Annotated in this window: 18 protein-coding genes; 10 read left to right on the top strand and 8 right to left on the bottom strand. The window is 44.7% G+C overall.

What is annotated here, in order from left to right:
- Positions 1-139: 139 nt before the first annotated feature.
- Positions 140-286 carry a YuzL family protein gene (locus Q3W56_RS06825; protein WP_003222772.1) on the top strand — a complete coding sequence of 49 codons (147 nt, stop codon included), beginning with the start codon at positions 140-142 and terminating at the stop codon, positions 284-286.
- A gap of 24 nt (positions 287-310) precedes the next feature.
- On the opposite strand, the gene Q3W56_RS06820 is transcribed toward Q3W56_RS06825, so the two are convergent.
- Positions 311-1219, bottom strand: coding sequence for a proline dehydrogenase (locus Q3W56_RS06820; protein ID WP_302894949.1), 909 nt, complete (start codon positions 1217-1219; stop codon positions 311-313).
- A gap of 94 nt (positions 1220-1313) precedes the next feature.
- On the opposite strand from Q3W56_RS06820, the gene Q3W56_RS06815 reads away from it, so the two are divergent.
- The 4 genes from Q3W56_RS06815 to mdtP all read left to right on the top strand — a co-directional run bounded on the left by Q3W56_RS06815 (position 1314) and on the right by mdtP (position 4149).
- Entirely contained in the window at positions 1314-1559 is a 246-nt protein-coding gene (locus Q3W56_RS06815) for a hypothetical protein (protein ID WP_019715660.1), read from the top strand.
- 12 nt (positions 1560-1571) lie between these two features.
- Positions 1572-1904 (top strand): spore coat protein, encoded by a 333-nt coding sequence (locus Q3W56_RS06810; protein ID WP_302894946.1) that lies wholly within the window; start codon positions 1572-1574, stop codon positions 1902-1904.
- 156 nt (positions 1905-2060) lie between these two features.
- Positions 2061-2531 (top strand): MarR family transcriptional regulator MdtR, encoded by a 471-nt coding sequence (mdtR, locus tag Q3W56_RS06805; RefSeq protein ID WP_302894943.1) that lies wholly within the window; start codon positions 2061-2063, stop codon positions 2529-2531.
- Position 2532: 1 nt separating this feature from the next.
- Complete coding sequence (mdtP, locus tag Q3W56_RS06800; RefSeq protein WP_302894942.1) at positions 2533-4149, top strand: multidrug efflux MFS transporter MdtP; 1617 nt, start codon at positions 2533-2535, stop codon at positions 4147-4149.
- Between the two features lie 36 nt (positions 4150-4185).
- On the opposite strand, the gene Q3W56_RS06795 is transcribed toward mdtP, so the two are convergent.
- Positions 4186-4569: a tautomerase family protein gene (locus Q3W56_RS06795; protein WP_302894941.1), complete on the bottom strand. Its 384-nt coding sequence runs from the start codon at positions 4567-4569 to the stop codon at positions 4186-4188.
- An 18-nt stretch (positions 4570-4587) separates the two neighbouring features.
- Entirely contained in the window at positions 4588-5328 is a 741-nt protein-coding gene (locus Q3W56_RS06790) for an SDR family NAD(P)-dependent oxidoreductase (RefSeq protein WP_302894939.1), read from the bottom strand.
- A gap of 132 nt (positions 5329-5460) precedes the next feature.
- On the opposite strand from Q3W56_RS06790, the gene Q3W56_RS06785 reads away from it, so the two are divergent.
- A complete protein-coding gene (locus Q3W56_RS06785; RefSeq protein WP_302894937.1) occupies positions 5461-6348 on the top strand; it encodes a LysR family transcriptional regulator in 888 nt (295 codons plus the stop codon).
- Between the two features lie 20 nt (positions 6349-6368).
- Here Q3W56_RS06785 and Q3W56_RS06780 read toward each other — a convergent pair whose 3' ends face one another.
- From Q3W56_RS06780 to Q3W56_RS06765, 4 genes are all read right to left on the bottom strand, one after another.
- Positions 6369-6656: a YusU family protein gene (locus Q3W56_RS06780; protein ID WP_019715666.1), complete on the bottom strand. Its 288-nt coding sequence runs from the start codon at positions 6654-6656 to the stop codon at positions 6369-6371.
- 26 nt (positions 6657-6682) lie between these two features.
- The gene (locus tag Q3W56_RS06775) at positions 6683-7510 is read right to left on the bottom strand and encodes an ABC transporter ATP-binding protein (protein ID WP_080010349.1); all 828 of its coding nucleotides are present in this window, start codon (positions 7508-7510) and stop codon (positions 6683-6685) included.
- 215 nt (positions 7511-7725) lie between these two features.
- Positions 7726-8163, bottom strand: coding sequence for a YusW family protein (locus Q3W56_RS06770; RefSeq protein WP_302894936.1), 438 nt, complete (start codon positions 8161-8163; stop codon positions 7726-7728).
- A 153-nt stretch (positions 8164-8316) separates the two neighbouring features.
- A complete protein-coding gene (locus Q3W56_RS06765) occupies positions 8317-10110 on the bottom strand; it encodes a M3 family oligoendopeptidase (protein ID WP_302894935.1) in 1794 nt (597 codons plus the stop codon).
- Between the two features lie 132 nt (positions 10111-10242).
- Here Q3W56_RS06765 and Q3W56_RS06760 point away from each other — a divergent pair, with 132 nt between their 5' ends.
- Positions 10243-11097, top strand: coding sequence for an oxidoreductase (locus Q3W56_RS06760; RefSeq protein WP_302894934.1), 855 nt, complete (start codon positions 10243-10245; stop codon positions 11095-11097).
- A gap of 76 nt (positions 11098-11173) precedes the next feature.
- Complete coding sequence (gene mrgA, locus Q3W56_RS06755) at positions 11174-11635, top strand: metalloregulation DNA-binding stress protein MgrA (RefSeq protein WP_302894930.1); 462 nt, start codon at positions 11174-11176, stop codon at positions 11633-11635.
- Positions 11636-11678: 43 nt separating this feature from the next.
- Here the strand turns inward: mrgA and Q3W56_RS06750 are convergent, their stop codons facing one another.
- On the bottom strand, positions 11679-13052 hold the full coding sequence (locus tag Q3W56_RS06750) for a S1C family serine protease (protein WP_302894929.1): 1374 nt from the start codon (positions 13050-13052) through the stop codon (positions 11679-11681).
- A gap of 276 nt (positions 13053-13328) precedes the next feature.
- Here Q3W56_RS06750 and cssR point away from each other — a divergent pair, with 276 nt between their 5' ends.
- Both cssR and cssS read left to right on the top strand, forming a co-directional pair.
- Positions 13329-14006, top strand: a complete 678-nt coding sequence (gene cssR / locus Q3W56_RS06745) for a two-component system response regulator CssR (protein WP_302894928.1) — start codon at positions 13329-13331, stop codon at positions 14004-14006.
- Complete coding sequence (cssS, locus tag Q3W56_RS06740) at positions 14003-15358, top strand: two-component system sensor histidine kinase CssS (RefSeq protein ID WP_302894927.1); 1356 nt, start codon at positions 14003-14005, stop codon at positions 15356-15358. Before cssR ends, cssS begins: the two co-directional genes overlap by 4 nt.
- The last annotated feature ends 4 nt before the right edge of the window (positions 15359-15362 follow it).

Here is a 15362-nt window from a genome sequence, read left to right as displayed (position 1 = left end):
TCATTTTTTGACCAAAAAAAATGAAACTCGTTTCTTCTTTCATCTTAAAAGATTTCCGGTCCGACTTCAATAGCGAATTTGTTATTTTTTTGTATGAAGCTTATAAAAGACGGGCAACTTAAGCCCGGAGGTGAAGGGAATGGTGCGAGAGAAAAAAAATCCGTCTTCTGCGCAAGTCAGCGCGGCGAGCGTAAAGGGAGATGCCGGTCCGACTCAGCATTACGGCGGCGGAAAACGGACAAGTCAAAATCAGCAGTATAAAAAACATAACATGGAACAATCATAATGCAGCTGCTTCCCGCGGCTGCTTTCACTTTTTCAAGATCCCTTTTAACACAAACGCTGCATTGGCGGGCCGTTCGGCAATTCTTCTCATAAAGTAGCTGAACCAGTCCGTTCCATATGGGACATACACACGCATTCTGTATCCTTCCTTGGCGAGTTCCTTCTGCAGCTCCGGCCTGATGCCGTAAAGCATTTGAAACTCAAATTGTGACGCTGGAATATGATGCTCAGCTACGAGCTGTTTCGTAAACGCAATGATGTCATCGTCATGTGTGGCGATTGCTGTGTAATTCCCGCTTAACAGCTGGAGCTTTATGAGGCTTTGAAAATGAAGGTCTGTTCCTTTTTTGTCTGGAAACGCCACAGCTGCAGATTCTTTATAAGCGCCTTTCACGAGTCTGAGATTCGGCTTTAAATCGCGCATATTTCTGATATCTTCTGCCGCCCGGTATAGATATGCCTGAATCACCGTGCCGAGCATTTCAAATTCCTGTTTGCATTGCCTGTAGATAGCGAGTGTCTGTTCATAATGAGAATAGTCTTCCATATCAATAGTTACAGCAACACCATATTGCTTCGCAGCGGATAGAATGGCACGCAAATGAGATAGGGCAAGTTCTTCTGAAAGATCGAGCCCGATCGAGGTCAGCTTTAACGAAAGCTCTGAGTCCAATTGATGTTCTGCAATGGCTTGAATGGCTTTCTTGCATTCCTTTGCGACTTGATTTGCTTCTTTTTCTGAAGCGGCATACTCGCCTAAATAATCAATTGTCGCGCACAAACCGGATCTGTTTAGCCTTTTGACGGCCTTAACCGCCGACTCAATTGTATCTCCTGCGACAAACCTTCGTGCTCCAAGCCGCGTCCCGTATGCTTTGGCGAACTTGGTAAGTGTTTTATTTTGAGATAAGAATAAAAACACATGTCTCAACATCCGACTCCCTCCTGCCTTCATCTTCAAAACACCTGTATATAACTCCCAGCCTGAAGGAAACTATAAAATGAACAGAAATCAAAGGAGGATCACAATGGACAATCAGCAGCAATCTCAAATGCCGCCTTCCGTTATTTCGACAAAGGATCATTTGTATCTAAATGACATGCTGAACTGGAATTTGCTCGCGATGAAAAAAGCACATTTCATGGCGCAGCAGTGCCAGGATCATTCGTTAAAACAAGAACTCGACCGCGTCGGACACATGCATCATGATCACTATCAAAGAATATTAAAGCATCTGCAGCCAGGCCAGCAGCAGTCCGGCTACATCCAATAAGGAGGCGCCAGAATGAATCAGCAAAATCAGAAAATCAGCAACCCGCAGACACCTGTACCAACAACTTCGGAGATGAATGACAGAGATTTCGTCAATGAATTGCTGACAACAGAAAAATACATGACAGCAGCTTATTGTACAGCCTTGAATGAATTCAGCCATGAGTCTCTCTATCAGGATATTCAATCCATTTTTGATGAGTCACAAAAAGCGCAAAGAAAACTGTATGATCTCATGTTCCAATATGGATGGTATTCTGTTGAAGCGGAGGATGCCCAAAAGCTACAGCAATCCTACCAAAAATTCCAGCAGACCATTCAGCAGCAGTCTCCTTATCAGCAATAAATAGTAAGAAAAAGGATACGATGTTCCTCGGGACATCTATCCTTTTTTTGTATAAAATTGGTTGACTTTTTATTAATACTTATTTATATTTAACATGCATTAACTATTTTGTCATTGAAATATAAATACAGTATATGTAACAGAGGAGAAATGAATATGAAGAGTGCGGATCAGCTAATGTCCGATATTCAATTATCGCTTCAGGCGCTCTTTCAAGAGATACAGCCTGAAATGCTGGAAAGCATGGAAAAACAAGGCGTCACCCCAGCGCAGCTGTTTGTGCTGGCCAGCTTAAAAAAACACGGCAGCCTCAAAATTACTGAAATTGCCGAACGTATGGAGGTTAAGCCAAGCGCGGTGACATTAATGGCAGACCGTCTTGAACAAAAAAATCTCATCGCCAGAACACACAACACAAAAGACAGGCGAGTAATTGATCTCAGTCTTACTGATGAAGGAGACAGAAAGTTCGAGGAGGTTTTGGCAGGCAGAAAGGCCATTATGGCGCGGTACCTTTCCTTCTTGACGGAGGAGGAAATGCTTCAGGCGGCGCATATTACAGAAAAGCTCGCAAAGGCTGCAGCGGAAACTGACAAAAAGCAAAACATGAAAGAAGGAAACGGATGAAATGAGTAATGAGGGTAAACAATCAAAACGAACGTTATTAATAACAGGCTTAATTATTGCCATGTTTTTTTCAGCTCTTGACGGTACCATTGTCGGAACGGCCATGCCGAAAATTGTCGGTGATCTGGGCGGTTTGAGCATGATGACCTGGCTGACAACTGCATACCTGTTGACATCAACAACTGTCGTGCCGATTGCCGGTAAACTGGCCGATTTATTAGGACGGCGTATTGTCTATGTATCAGGCTTGATTATTTTTATGGCAGCTTCTGCTTTGTGCGGAATGGCCAACAATATGACAGAATTGATTATTTTCCGTGGACTGCAGGGCATCGGCGGAGGCATTATGATGCCGATGGCAATGATTGTCATTGGTGACTTGTTCACAGGAAAACAGCGTGCTAAATTCCAAGGGGTCTTTGGCGCGATTTACGGGCTTGCTTCAGTGATTGGGCCGCAAATCGGCGGCTGGATTGTAGACTCGCTAAACTGGAAATGGGTTTTCTATATTAACCTTCCAGTTGGAATTATTGCGGTTATTTTTATTGCCAGAGGATTACAGGGCCGCCAGCAGACTGGTCCGATCAACTTCGATATTGCTGGTATTTTCACGATGATTGTCGGGGTTGTCAGCCTCCTTCTCGCCCTAAGCTTTGGCGGAAAAGATTATGCGTGGGGTTCATGGCAGATTCTTGGCTTGTTCGCACTCGCGCTGATCGGCATTGTCAGCTTTATTATCGTAGAATCAAAAGCGAAAGAGCCTATCCTGCCCATGTATCTATTTAAAAACAGAACGTTTACATTTTTAAACCTGATCGGCTTCTTTATGAGTATCGGAATGTTTGGTGCCATTACGTTTGTTCCTTTCTTTATGCAGGGAATTGTCGGTGTAAGCGCGTCTGAATCAGGCACGATTATGACACCGATGATGATCTCTATGATTATTTCAAGTATTGCCGGCGGCCAGCTGGTTTACAAAATCGGCATTAAACCGCAAATCATTACAGGCATGCTGGTCATGGCCGGAGGATTCCTGCTGTTAACGACTTTGGATCTTGATACGAGCAAGCTTGTTGCTACATCGTATATGGCGATTATTGGGCTGGGAATGGGTCTGGTTATGCCGATTCTGACGTTGGCTCTACAGGAAAGCTTTTCGAAGGAGGAGCTTGGGGTTGTCACCTCTTCCAGCCAATTCTTCCGTTCGATCGGAGGAACATTCGGCATTACCATGCTTGGAGCCGTAATGAATGCGAGATCAGGGAGTCTATTAACAGATAAACTGGTGCCGTACTTAGACTCACTTCCAGCACAAGCAAGCTCATTTGCCGCCCAGCTAAAGGGTATGATTGATACAAATCCGCAAGGGCTGTTGCAATCACTGTTCAGCCCGGACGCAATCAAACAAATTCCTGCGGCTTTCTCATCCCATATTATGCCGATATTAAAAACATCGTTGATGGATTCACTTCACAGCGTGTTTTATACAGGCCTGATCTTTATTGCAGTAGGAGCCGTATTTACATTGTTCTTAAAACCTATCAAACTATCAAACAAGAAAACGGGAGAACAAGTAAAAGAGAAGGCGGCACAAGCCGTTGAATCACCTTCCCATTAACAGAGCACCCCGCGGGTATCAATCCGCGGGGTTTTATTATTCAATCATCTGAGCCCTTCCATTTCCGAAAGACCAATCCTCATCCTGATTTCCAGCCAGCATGATAAACACATCTTCTTGTCTTACGCCAAGCTCGGAATGAATCCGGCTCGCGATTGAGCGGTAAAGTGCTCTTTTCTGTTCAGTTGTTCTTGACTGTTTCAACGTAAAATGAATGTATATCAATTCATCGGTGCGCTCGATCTGCAGATAAGACGGATCGTAAAAAAATTCATTATTTTCATATTGCCTGATGACTTGAAAGTAGTCATCTACCGGCACATTAATTTCTTCGGTCATCGATTGGTGTATGGTTCTGCTTAGTTTTTGAAGCCACGCTTCACTTCTTCCCGCCCGTAAATGAATCTGTACAAATGGCATCCCCCGCATCTCCTCTCTTTACAGCGTCTGTCCGCTGTCAATTGTGATGATTTGGCCTGTGAGTGATTTCTGTTCAACAAGCGAACAGATCAATTTGGCGACATCTTCCGGTTCAGCGATACGCTGTAACAGCAAAGTGCCGATCATGCTTTTCATTTTTTCTTCCCGGCCAGCCCACCATCTCGTTGCGACAGCTCCCGGTGCTACACCGCTCACTCTGATTTCGGGCGCTAAGGCGTGGGCCAATGATTTCGTTAAACCGTGCACCGCCGATTTTGACACTGCATAAGGCATAGATGAGCCTGCCCCGGTTAACCCTGCGATGCTGCCGACATTTACGATCGCTCCAGCCTTGCTTTTTTTCATGAACGGAACTACTGCCCGCGCGCAGAAAAACATCCCTTTCACATTGACAGCGTATAACTCATCCCAGATGTCTTCTGTCGCAGCTTCTAGATCATCCATTGGAATATGCCGTGTAACGCTGGCATTGTTGACTAAAATATCAATCGTGCCATATGTTTTCACGATTGATTGAACCATATCCTGCACTTCGTTCTTTTTTGATACATCCGCTTGGATAGCGAAGGCTCGCCCGCCATGTCTTTGTATCATTTCCACTGTTTCCTCCGCTTCGGATTGCGAACGCGAATAATTCACCGCAACAATTGCTCCGCGTTTTGCCAATTCCATACTGGCTGCCCGTCCGATCCCTGTGCCGCCCCCCGTTATGAGAGCTATTTTGTCCATCACATTCATAGCCGCCACTCCCTACTGTTGATTAACATATCTTGCTGATTCCATTGTAATCCAGGCTAGATGTTACGTATAATGATTGTTAAAGATACTTGTTATCACTCAGATTGATAGCAAACGAAAGAGGCGTTCAAAATGGAAAGCGGAGATTTACGTGTGTTTCAAATGGTAGCCCGTGAAGGCTCCATTACGAAAGCAGCCCTGCAGCTTGGCTATGTGCAATCGAATGTCACGGCTAGAATTCAGCAATTGGAAGCTGAGCTGGGCACCATTCTGTTTTTGCGCCATAATCGGGGCATGACACTTTCTGCAAGCGGAAAACTGCTGCTCGACTACGCAAATAAAATTATCGGCCTGCTGGATGAAGCGTCTAAAGCGCTCTCATCTACCATAGAGCCAAGCGGGCCGCTTATGATCGGCTCCACTCAGACAACCGCCGCGGTGAGGCTTCCGAAGCTTCTGGCTTCTTACTATGAAGAACACCCTGACGTCCAGCTGTCTTTAACAACAGGACATACACAATTCCTCCTTGATAAAGTTCTCCGGTATGAATTGGATGGCGCGTTTATCGGAAGCGAATGTAATCATCCTGAACTCGAATCCTATCCTGCGTTTGAGGAAGAACCAGTTGTTGTTTCGGCTGCTTCTGTGACCGATGTTGAGGAAGCCATCACAAAGCCGATTCTCGTGTACAGCACAGGCTGTTCGTATCGAGAAACACTTGAAAAATGGCTGCGCTCTGTCGGTGTCACACAACCGGTCATGATGGAGTTTGGTACGCTTGAAGCGATTGTCGGCGGGGTTACAGCAGGTCTTGGCATCTCGTTGTTGCCGAGAACGGTTGTACAGAAACACGAGGCTGAAGGATCGATTCGGCTGTACCCGCTGCCTGAAACTCTTAGGCAGATGAAAACAGAATTTATTGTCCGAAAAGATTCGTTTATCAGCAGCGCGCTGCGTACCTTTATGAATTCCTTCGCGCCAGATAAAACCGCAGAATCACAAAAAAGCAGTCTGCGATAATTGGCAGACTGCTTTTTTAGCTATTGTTTGTTTCGATGCGCTTCATTTAATTCCTTAATATGCTGAATGATATCTTTAATGCCCTGCTTCGCGTCAGGATATGTCGCATTCCAATGCTTAGCGAGCGGCGGCATGCTTTTGGCGATATGCGTGTACAAAATCCATTGCTTCACTTCTTCTTTTAGCTCATTATTTGTCTCACCAAGCAGAAGCTCAGTATACTTCTCCAGCAATCCATCCAGCTGCTCCTGAAGTTTTTGTTCCATTCTCCATCTTCCTTTCGAAAAAACAGCAAGGAGCTTTCTCATGTGAAAGCTCCTTTCGCTGATGTTATTTATCCATGTGATGTGAAAGCCGCTTCCTGGACAATGCATCTGCCCCTGCCATGAGGAATGCAAAGAGGCGTTCCGAACAGCGGGTCCTGTGTGACCTGACAGTTCATAGAAAAAACATGTTGCACAAGATCACAAGTGATGACTTCTTCCGGACGGCCTTCAGCATAAATACGTTTCTCTTTTATGGCCACAAGATGATGCGCGTAGCGGCATGCTAAGTTTAAGTCATGGAGAACCATGACGATCGTCCGCTCTTCCTTTTCATTTAACTCAAACAACAAATCAAGTATTTCAATTTGGTGCGTCATGTCTAAATACGTCGTCGGCTCGTCTAGAAGGATGATATCAGTCTCCTGCGCAAGCGTCATCGCGATCCAAGCCCGCTGGCGCTGTCCGCCTGACAAAGAATCGACGGCACGGTCAGCCATGTCCTCAAGCTTTGTTGCTTTAAGCGCTCTCTCAACTGCTTCCTCATCCTCTTTTGACCATTGTTTCAGCCAGTTTTGATAAGGATATCTTCCTTGCTTCACCAGCTGATGTACTGTCAGCCCCTCTGGAGCCGAAGGACCCTGCGGCAGAATTGCGAGCTCTTTTGCGACTTCCTTCGTTGGAAGCTTGGCAATCGCTCTTCCTTCCAGCAGCACTGAACCGCCTCTCGGCTTCATCAAACGCGCTAATGAACGTAAAAGTGTCGATTTTCCGCAGCCGTTGCTGCCAATAAATACGGTAATTTCACCTTTGGGAATTGTTAAATCCAACTCATCAATAATAACGGCATCTCCGTATCCTAAGCTCAGCGTTTCTGTAGAAATTGCACTCATACCCATAACCGCTCCTTTTTGCTGGCTTTTTAGCAGCACTATGTATTACACGTTCTCTATATATTGCGATTTAAGTCAATTGCCATCAATGCAAGTGATTCGATGTTCAGCCATTTGATATGGTCATTTATCTCTCATTGTAGCAGAAAATAATGACTTTGAAAATCATTTTCAATTAGTAGCTTGGACATAATTGGCGTTTATGGGTTTTTTACATAATGTTATTTCTTAATTTCTCTGACTGATCCATTCTGCATCTTCAGCTTCAAGTTGATATGATCATAATGGGAGTCCAGATTAAATGCTGCCAGCACACTATGGATCACTTCTGTTTCTGCCATTTGGTCTGTCACGGAAAGCTCGCTCAAGATCATTTTCATCTCATCTAATGCTTCTTCTCTCTCTTGTTTGACGCCGGAGAGCTTATCCTGTATTTCCGCAGTTTCCTGAGTTCCGTTTTTTGTATATATGCTTTCATAACGATTATGCTCACCGTCTCCGTAGCTCACGCGAAGCGAGAAATTGCTGTAAGGAACAGACTTCTGCTGGGTGACGGCTGTATTTTCTCCTTCTGCCTGTTGCTGATCTTGATTGAGACGGCAGCCCGCAATCAGAACCACTGCGAGACAAACAGCCCCGGCTGCTCTGATCAAACGCATTATGTTTCCCCCCTATAGGATTCCATTTGTTTTAGGTATATCCAGAGAATGAAATCCTCATTCAGAGGAGAATTGAAAAAGCCGGGGCGTATAACGCCACGGCTTCAGCGTGTCGACAAATGCTCTCCCTTCCTAGACTTCAAGGGTTTTCATTTACTCAGTCAGTTGCAAAAAGGCTTCCGCGTCACGCACGGCAAGCTTGATGGCATTTTCCCAGAAATCGCGCTTCGTGATGTCAGCACCCAAATGCTTCATCGCCAAATCTTCCACGGTCATAGAAGCCGTATCGCGCAATAGCGCAATATACTTCTCTTCGAACGCGTTTTTTTCTTCAAGCGCCAGTGCGTAAATCCCGAGAGAAAACAGATAGCCGAACGTATAAGGGAAATTGTAAAACGGCACTCTCGTGATATGGAAGTGCAGCTTTGATGCCCAAAAGAGCGGATGGTACTCTCCTAACGAATTGCAGTATGCCTCTTTTTGTGCCTCCTCCATCAGCTCATTCAAAAGGCCGGCCGGGACGACTCCCCGCTTTCGTTCTTCGTAAAACCTCGTTTCGAATAGGAACCTTGCGTGGATATTCATGAAAAATGCAACGCTTCTTTGCACTTTATCCTCGAGAAGGACAAGCTTTTCTTGCTTCGTCTTTGCCTGCTGGACAGCCGCATCCGCCACGATCATCTCAGCAAACGTTGAGGCCGTTTCCGCAACGTTCATGGCGTAGGACCGGTTTAACGGCCTGACGTTGAGCATCGCTTCCTGATGGAACGCATGTCCGAGCTCATGTGCAAGCGTTGAGACATTTGAGGCACTTCCCGAAAACGTCATGAAAATCCGCGATTCTCCGCTGTCCGGAAAGCTCGTGCAAAAACCGCCGCTCCTTTTTCCGCTCCTGTCTTCCGCTTCAATCCAGCGGTCCCGAAACGCTTTTTCAGTGAAAGAGGACAGCTTCTTGCCAAACGTTGAAAACTGGCTGACAATGACATTTGCGGCTTCATCATATGAATAGGCCTTTCCATCAGACCCAATTGGGGCCTCAACATCGTACCAGCTAAGCTTTTCAAGGCCGAGCATGGATGCTTTCCGGTTCAAAAACTGAACGAACGGCTGCTTGTTTTCAGTGATGACCTGCCACATCGTATCCAGTGTTTCTTTTTTCATCCTATTGATCTGCAGCGGCTCCTTCAGGACATTCTCCCAGCCGCGCGCTTTATAGGTTTCAAGCCGGAACCCTGCTAAATGATTGAGCGTGTTGCTGAAAATATCCTGCTTGCTTTCCCAAGCTTGATGCAAACGTTCATATATTGTTTTTCTGACAGCGCGGTCTTGATGTCCCATCATATTTTCAGCCTGACCGACAGACAATTGCTTGTTCACACCGTTTTCCTCATACGGTATCGTCATTTTTCCGACGACCATATTGTATAAGTCACTCCAAGCATGATATCCGTCCACCGCAAGGTTTCCAATCAGTTTTTCTTTACCCGGGCTAAGCTTTTCGGCAACCCTCTGTCTTCTTTCATTTAATATGTACGATACATCGCGTAATCCCGGTTTTGTTAACAATTCATTCCACACGTTTTGTTCAATGGCCACCAGTTTATGATCTAATGTGACGAGGGATGATTGAAAACCTGCGGAAAGCGTATTCATAAGTGACTGATGCTCAGTAGCCTTTTGATCACTGATATTCTGGGCCTGAAGGCATGCAACAAAAGCACCTGCCTGCTGAAGCTTGACAGATGTCCGCTCGAATAGATCAAGCAAAGCAATCAGTCCTTCACCATCTTCAGGCGATTCAGGCACCTGAAACGCATCAGTCATGTCTTGAAATGCACTTAGACTTTGTGACAGCTTCTCGATATATCCTTTGAATTCTTCTGATTGGCTCCCTCCCTTAAAAAATGATTCAAGATCCCATCTTTGCTCTACCCCTTGCAGCGTCATCATACAAAACCCCTTTCCTTCTTTCGTTTTATTATAGAACAATTCTGAATTATTGTATAAAAATTTCTTTTATAGGCGTCATTTTCTGTTCATGATTGTACAATAGATGTAGCAGTAAATAGGAGGTATATAATGAATAAAAAAATCGCGATCGTAACAGGAGCGTCCAGAGGCTTTGGTCAGCTGGCAGCCGTAAAGCTCGCCAAGTCATTTTTCGTGATTGCCACTACAAGACAGCCTGAGAAAGCTGAACAGCTTCGGGAATTGGCCGCAGCACACAATGTGGCTGATTCTATTCACATTACCGCTCTCGACGTCACAGATGAGCAGTCCATAGCCTCATTCGGAAAAGCCATTAGTGCTTACGCTCCTATTGATCTTCTTGTCAACAACGCCGGCACGGCTTACGGAGGATTTGTCGAGGATGTGCCGATGGAACATTTCAGGCAACAATTTGAAACGAATGTCTTTGGAGTGATTCATGTGACAAAAACTGTTCTGCCTTACATAAGAAAGCATAGCGGAGCAAAGATTATAAACGTGAGCAGCATCAGCGGCCTAACCGGATTCCCTGCGTTGTCGCCTTATGCATCTTCCAAGCATGCATTGGAGGGTTTTTCTGAGAGCCTGCGTGTGGAGCTGCTTCCGTTCGGTATCCAAACCGCTTTGATTGAGCCAGGCTCATACAGGACATCGATCTGGTCCACATCATTATCAAATTATATGTCGATGCCTGCTGACGATTCAGCCTATCATCAATACTATAAGAAGATTCTTTCCTACGTTGAAAAAAACGCAGATGAAAGCGGAGATCCCCAAGAGGTTGCCGACCTCATTTATCAATTGGCAACAAAACAGCACGTAAAGAAATTGCGATACCCGATCGGAAAAGGCATCAAGCTTACCTTGTTATTCCGATCGCTTTTTCCTTGGTCTGCGTGGGAATCTATCCTGATGAAAAAACTATTCAGATCATCTAAATTATAATTATTATAATTTAGTATTGATTTTTAATTAGTATGTGTTATAATTAAATCAACAGATCACAAGGGGGACGTAACTTATGAAAACTGAAAATGCAAAAACAAATCAAACCTTAGTTGAGAATTCAATGAACACACAATTATCAAACTGGTTTCTTTTATACTCTAAGCTCCACCGTTTCCATTGGTATGTAAAAGGGCCGCATTTCTTTACATTACATGAGAAATTTGAAGAACTGTATGACCATGCGGCTGAAACACTTGATATCATTGCTGAACGCCTGCTGGCGATCGGCGGACAGCCTGTTGCCACATTGAAGGAATACACTGAGCATGCGTCTATCACAGACGGCGGAAACGAAACATCAGCGTCAGAAATGGTACAAGCATTGGTAAATGACTACAAACAAATCAGCAGCGAATCTAAATTCGTGATCGGACTGGCTGAAGAAAATCAAGACAATGCGACAGCAGATTTGTTTGTCGGATTAATTGATGAAGTTGAAAAACAAGTGTGGATGCTTTCCGCTTACTTAGGATAAAAAAAAGCTGAACCCTTTTCGGGTTCAGCTTTTTGATTACCGTTTAGCTTGTGATGCTTTCTGTCTGCTTGGTCAGTGTCACGTTTAAGGTTTTCGTTTTTCCGTTCCGCAGCACTTGAATTGTCGTTTTATCTCCGACTTTTAAGTCTTTGTATAGGATCTGACGAATATCCGCGCTGCTTTCCACGTCTTTACCGTTTAGTTTGACAATGACATCCTCTGATTTGATACCAGCTTTTGCTGCCGGTGAATTTGCCTGAACTTCTTTTACATAAACACCTTTGCCCAATTGATCTCCAAACAGGCCGAGTGTATTTTCCTGATACGTTTCAGGAACTTGGGACATATCAATCATTTGCACACCTAAAAACGGACGATCTACCTTCCCGTTTTCCAGCAGCTGGTCAACGATCGGTTCGACATCATTGCTTGGGATCGCAAATCCAAGTGACTCCACGCCGCTTTCGCTCACCTTCAAACTGTTGATGCCGATGACCTGGCCGCTTGCATTGATTAATGGGCCTCCGCTGTTCCCCGGGTTGATCGCTGCATCAGTTTGCAGCACATTCATTTCCACCGTACCTTGTGTTGTATCCACATCAATTGTCCGGTTCATTCCGCTGATAATGCCTTGTGTCACCGTACCGGAAAACTGCTGTCCGAGCGGATTTCCGATGGCGATGACCTTTTCGCCCGTGCGCAGCTGTGAAGAGTCACCGAAGCTCGCCACTTTTTTGATGTTCTTGCTGCTGATTTCCAGAACAGCCAAATCAGTTATCGTATCACTGCCGACTAGCTTGGCAGTCTCCGTTTCTCCGTTGTAAAGCGTAACAGTCAATTTATTTGCGCCTTCAACGACATGGTTGTTTGTAATAATATATGCTTTATTGCTGTCTTTTTTGAAAATGACGCCTGACCCCGTTCCGCTTTCACTTTCTGAGCTTGAGCCGCCTCCCGTGCCAAATGTGTTATTTTGCGAGGTTTGGATATTGGAGATGCCGACAATCGTCGGCTCTAAATCCTCCACCATATCAGCGACGTTTGAAGCGTTCGTGATCGGTGCCGTTGTAAAATTATCTGACTGCACTTGTTTATTTGCCGAAACAGTCTCGGTCTGATCATGGTCTGACGGCAGATAAGGCGCTATGCCGAGCATCAGGCCACCGCCGATCATTCCGCCTAAGATCGGGCTCAGCCATGCGGCTCTCCGTTTCTTTTCTTTTTTCACAGCCGTTTCTTTCTTTTCCATTTCGATAGCAGAAGCCGTTTCTTGCCGTCCCGTTCCATACGAAACAGGCGCATCAAGCAATTCCTGTTCAGGATGTTCAATCGGCTGCCGGTTTTCTGTTTTCTGATGTTCTGTATGTGAAGAGCCTGTTTGGTATTGATCGTTTTGGTCATCACGTCGATAATCCATGTTCTTACACTCCTTTAACGGTTTTTCATTTATCGTTACATATTCATCGCATGTACAAGTTCAATTGTCCCAATAATGAGGAGAAAAGCAAAGCACCAAAATAGAATATCTTTGATCATCCTACATCTTCCTCGCTTATATCTCTTCCTTTCTTCCCTTATACATATCATAAACAAACATTGTGGGATAAAAATGAAAAGAATATGTGAAATTATGAAAATTGCCTGCCGTATGTTAAAACTAGTTTATAATGACGTTGAAAGGATGTGAAGAGCCTTGTCATACACCATTTATCTAGTTGAAGATGAGGACAACCTGAATGAACTGCTGACGAAGTATTTAGAGAATGAGGGCTGGAACATTACATCTTTTACGAAAGGTGAAGACGCCAGAAAGAAAATGACACCGTCTCCCCACCTGTGGATTCTCGATATCATGCTGCCGGATACCGACGGCTATACATTAATAAAAGAAATCAAAGCGAAAGATCCTGACGTACCGGTCATTTTTATTTCCGCCCGAGATGCAGATATTGACAGAGTCCTTGGCTTAGAGCTTGGCAGCAATGACTACATTTCAAAGCCGTTTCTGCCGCGGGAGCTGATTATACGTGTGCAAAAGCTTCTTGAGCTCGTCTATAAAGAAGCCCCGCCTGTACAAAAAAATGAGATCGCTGTTTCCTCTTACCGGGTCGCTGAAGACGCCCGCGAGGTTTATGATGAAAACGGCAATATCATCAATTTGACGTCGAAGGAATTTGATCTGCTGCTCTTATTTATCCATCATAAAGGACATCCATACTCTCGTGAGGATATTCTCGTAAAAGTGTGGGGGCATGACTACTTCGGAACGGATCGGGTCGTCGATGATCTCGTCCGGAGACTGCGCAGAAAGATGCCAGAATTGAAGGTTGAAACGATTTACGGGTTCGGCTACAGGATGATGTCATCATGAAAAACAAGCCGCTCGCGTTTCAAATATGGGTTGTCATATCCGGCATCCTGTTAGCGATTTCCATTTTGCTGCTCGTGTTATTTTCAAACACGCTGCGCGATTTCTTTACCAATGAAACGTATACGACAATTGAAAATGAGCAGCATGTTCTGACGGAGTACCGCCTGCCGGGTTCAATTGAAAGGCGCTACTACAGCGAGGAAGCTACGGCGCCTACAACTGTCCGCTCCGTACAGCACGTGCTTCTGCCTGAAAATGAAGATGCTTCTTCAGACAGGGATGTAAGCATTCTCTCGTCTTCGTTTATCCATAAAGTGTACAAGCTCGCCGATAAACAGGAGACCAAAAAGAAACGGTACAGCGCCGACGTCAATGGAGAGAAAGTGTTTTTTGTCATTAAAAAGGGACTTTCCGTCAATGGACAATCAGCTATGATGCTGTCTTACGCGCTTGATTCGTATAGGGACGATCTGGCCTATACTCTCTTCAAACAGCTTCTGTTTATTATAGCTGTTGTCATTTTATTAAGCTGGATTCCCGCAATTTGGCTTGCAAAGTATTTATCAAGGCCTCTCGTGTCATTTGAAAAGCACGTCAAACGGATTTCCGAACAGGATTGGGATGACCCAGTGATAGTGGATCGGAAAGATGAGATCGGCAAATTGGGCCATACCATCGAAGAGATGCGCCAAAAGCTTGTGAAAAAGGACGAAACAGAAAGAACCCTATTGCAAAATATCTCTCACGACCTAAAAACGCCGGTTATGGTCATCAGAGGCTATACGCAATCGATTAAAGACGGAATTTTCCCTAAAGGAGATCTAGAAAATACAGTAGATGTCATTGAAGGCGAAGCCCTTAAGCTGGAGAAAAAAATAAAGGATTTATTATATTTAACGAAGCTGGATTATTTAGCGAAGCAATCAGTGCAGCATGACATGTTCAGTATCTTGGAAGTAACAGAAGAAGTCATCGAAAGACTGAAGTGGGCGCGGAAAGAATTATCGTGGGAAATTGATGTAGAAGAAGACATTCTGATGCCGGGCGATCCGGAGCAATGGAACAAACTCCTTGAAAATATTCTGGAAAATCAAATCCGCTATGCTGAGACAAAGATAGAAATCAGCATGAAACAAGATGATCCGAATATCGTGATCACCATTAAAAATGACGGACCGCATATTGAAGATGAGATGCTCTCCAGCCTTTATGAGCCTTTTAATAAAGGGAAGAAAGGCGAATTCGGCATTGGTCTAAGCATCGTAAAACGAATTTTAACTCTTCATAAGGCGTCTATCTCAATTGAAAATGACAAAACGGGTGTAACATACCGCATAGCAGTGCCAAAATAGACTG

The organism is Bacillus sp. C28GYM-DRY-1, assembly GCF_030519405.1.
GTDB classification, from domain to species: Bacteria; Bacillota; Bacilli; order Bacillales; family Bacillaceae; genus Bacillus; species Bacillus spizizenii_A.
Note: the sequence above shows the minus strand (reverse complement) of the source record. Positions and strands in the feature narration are given on the sequence as shown.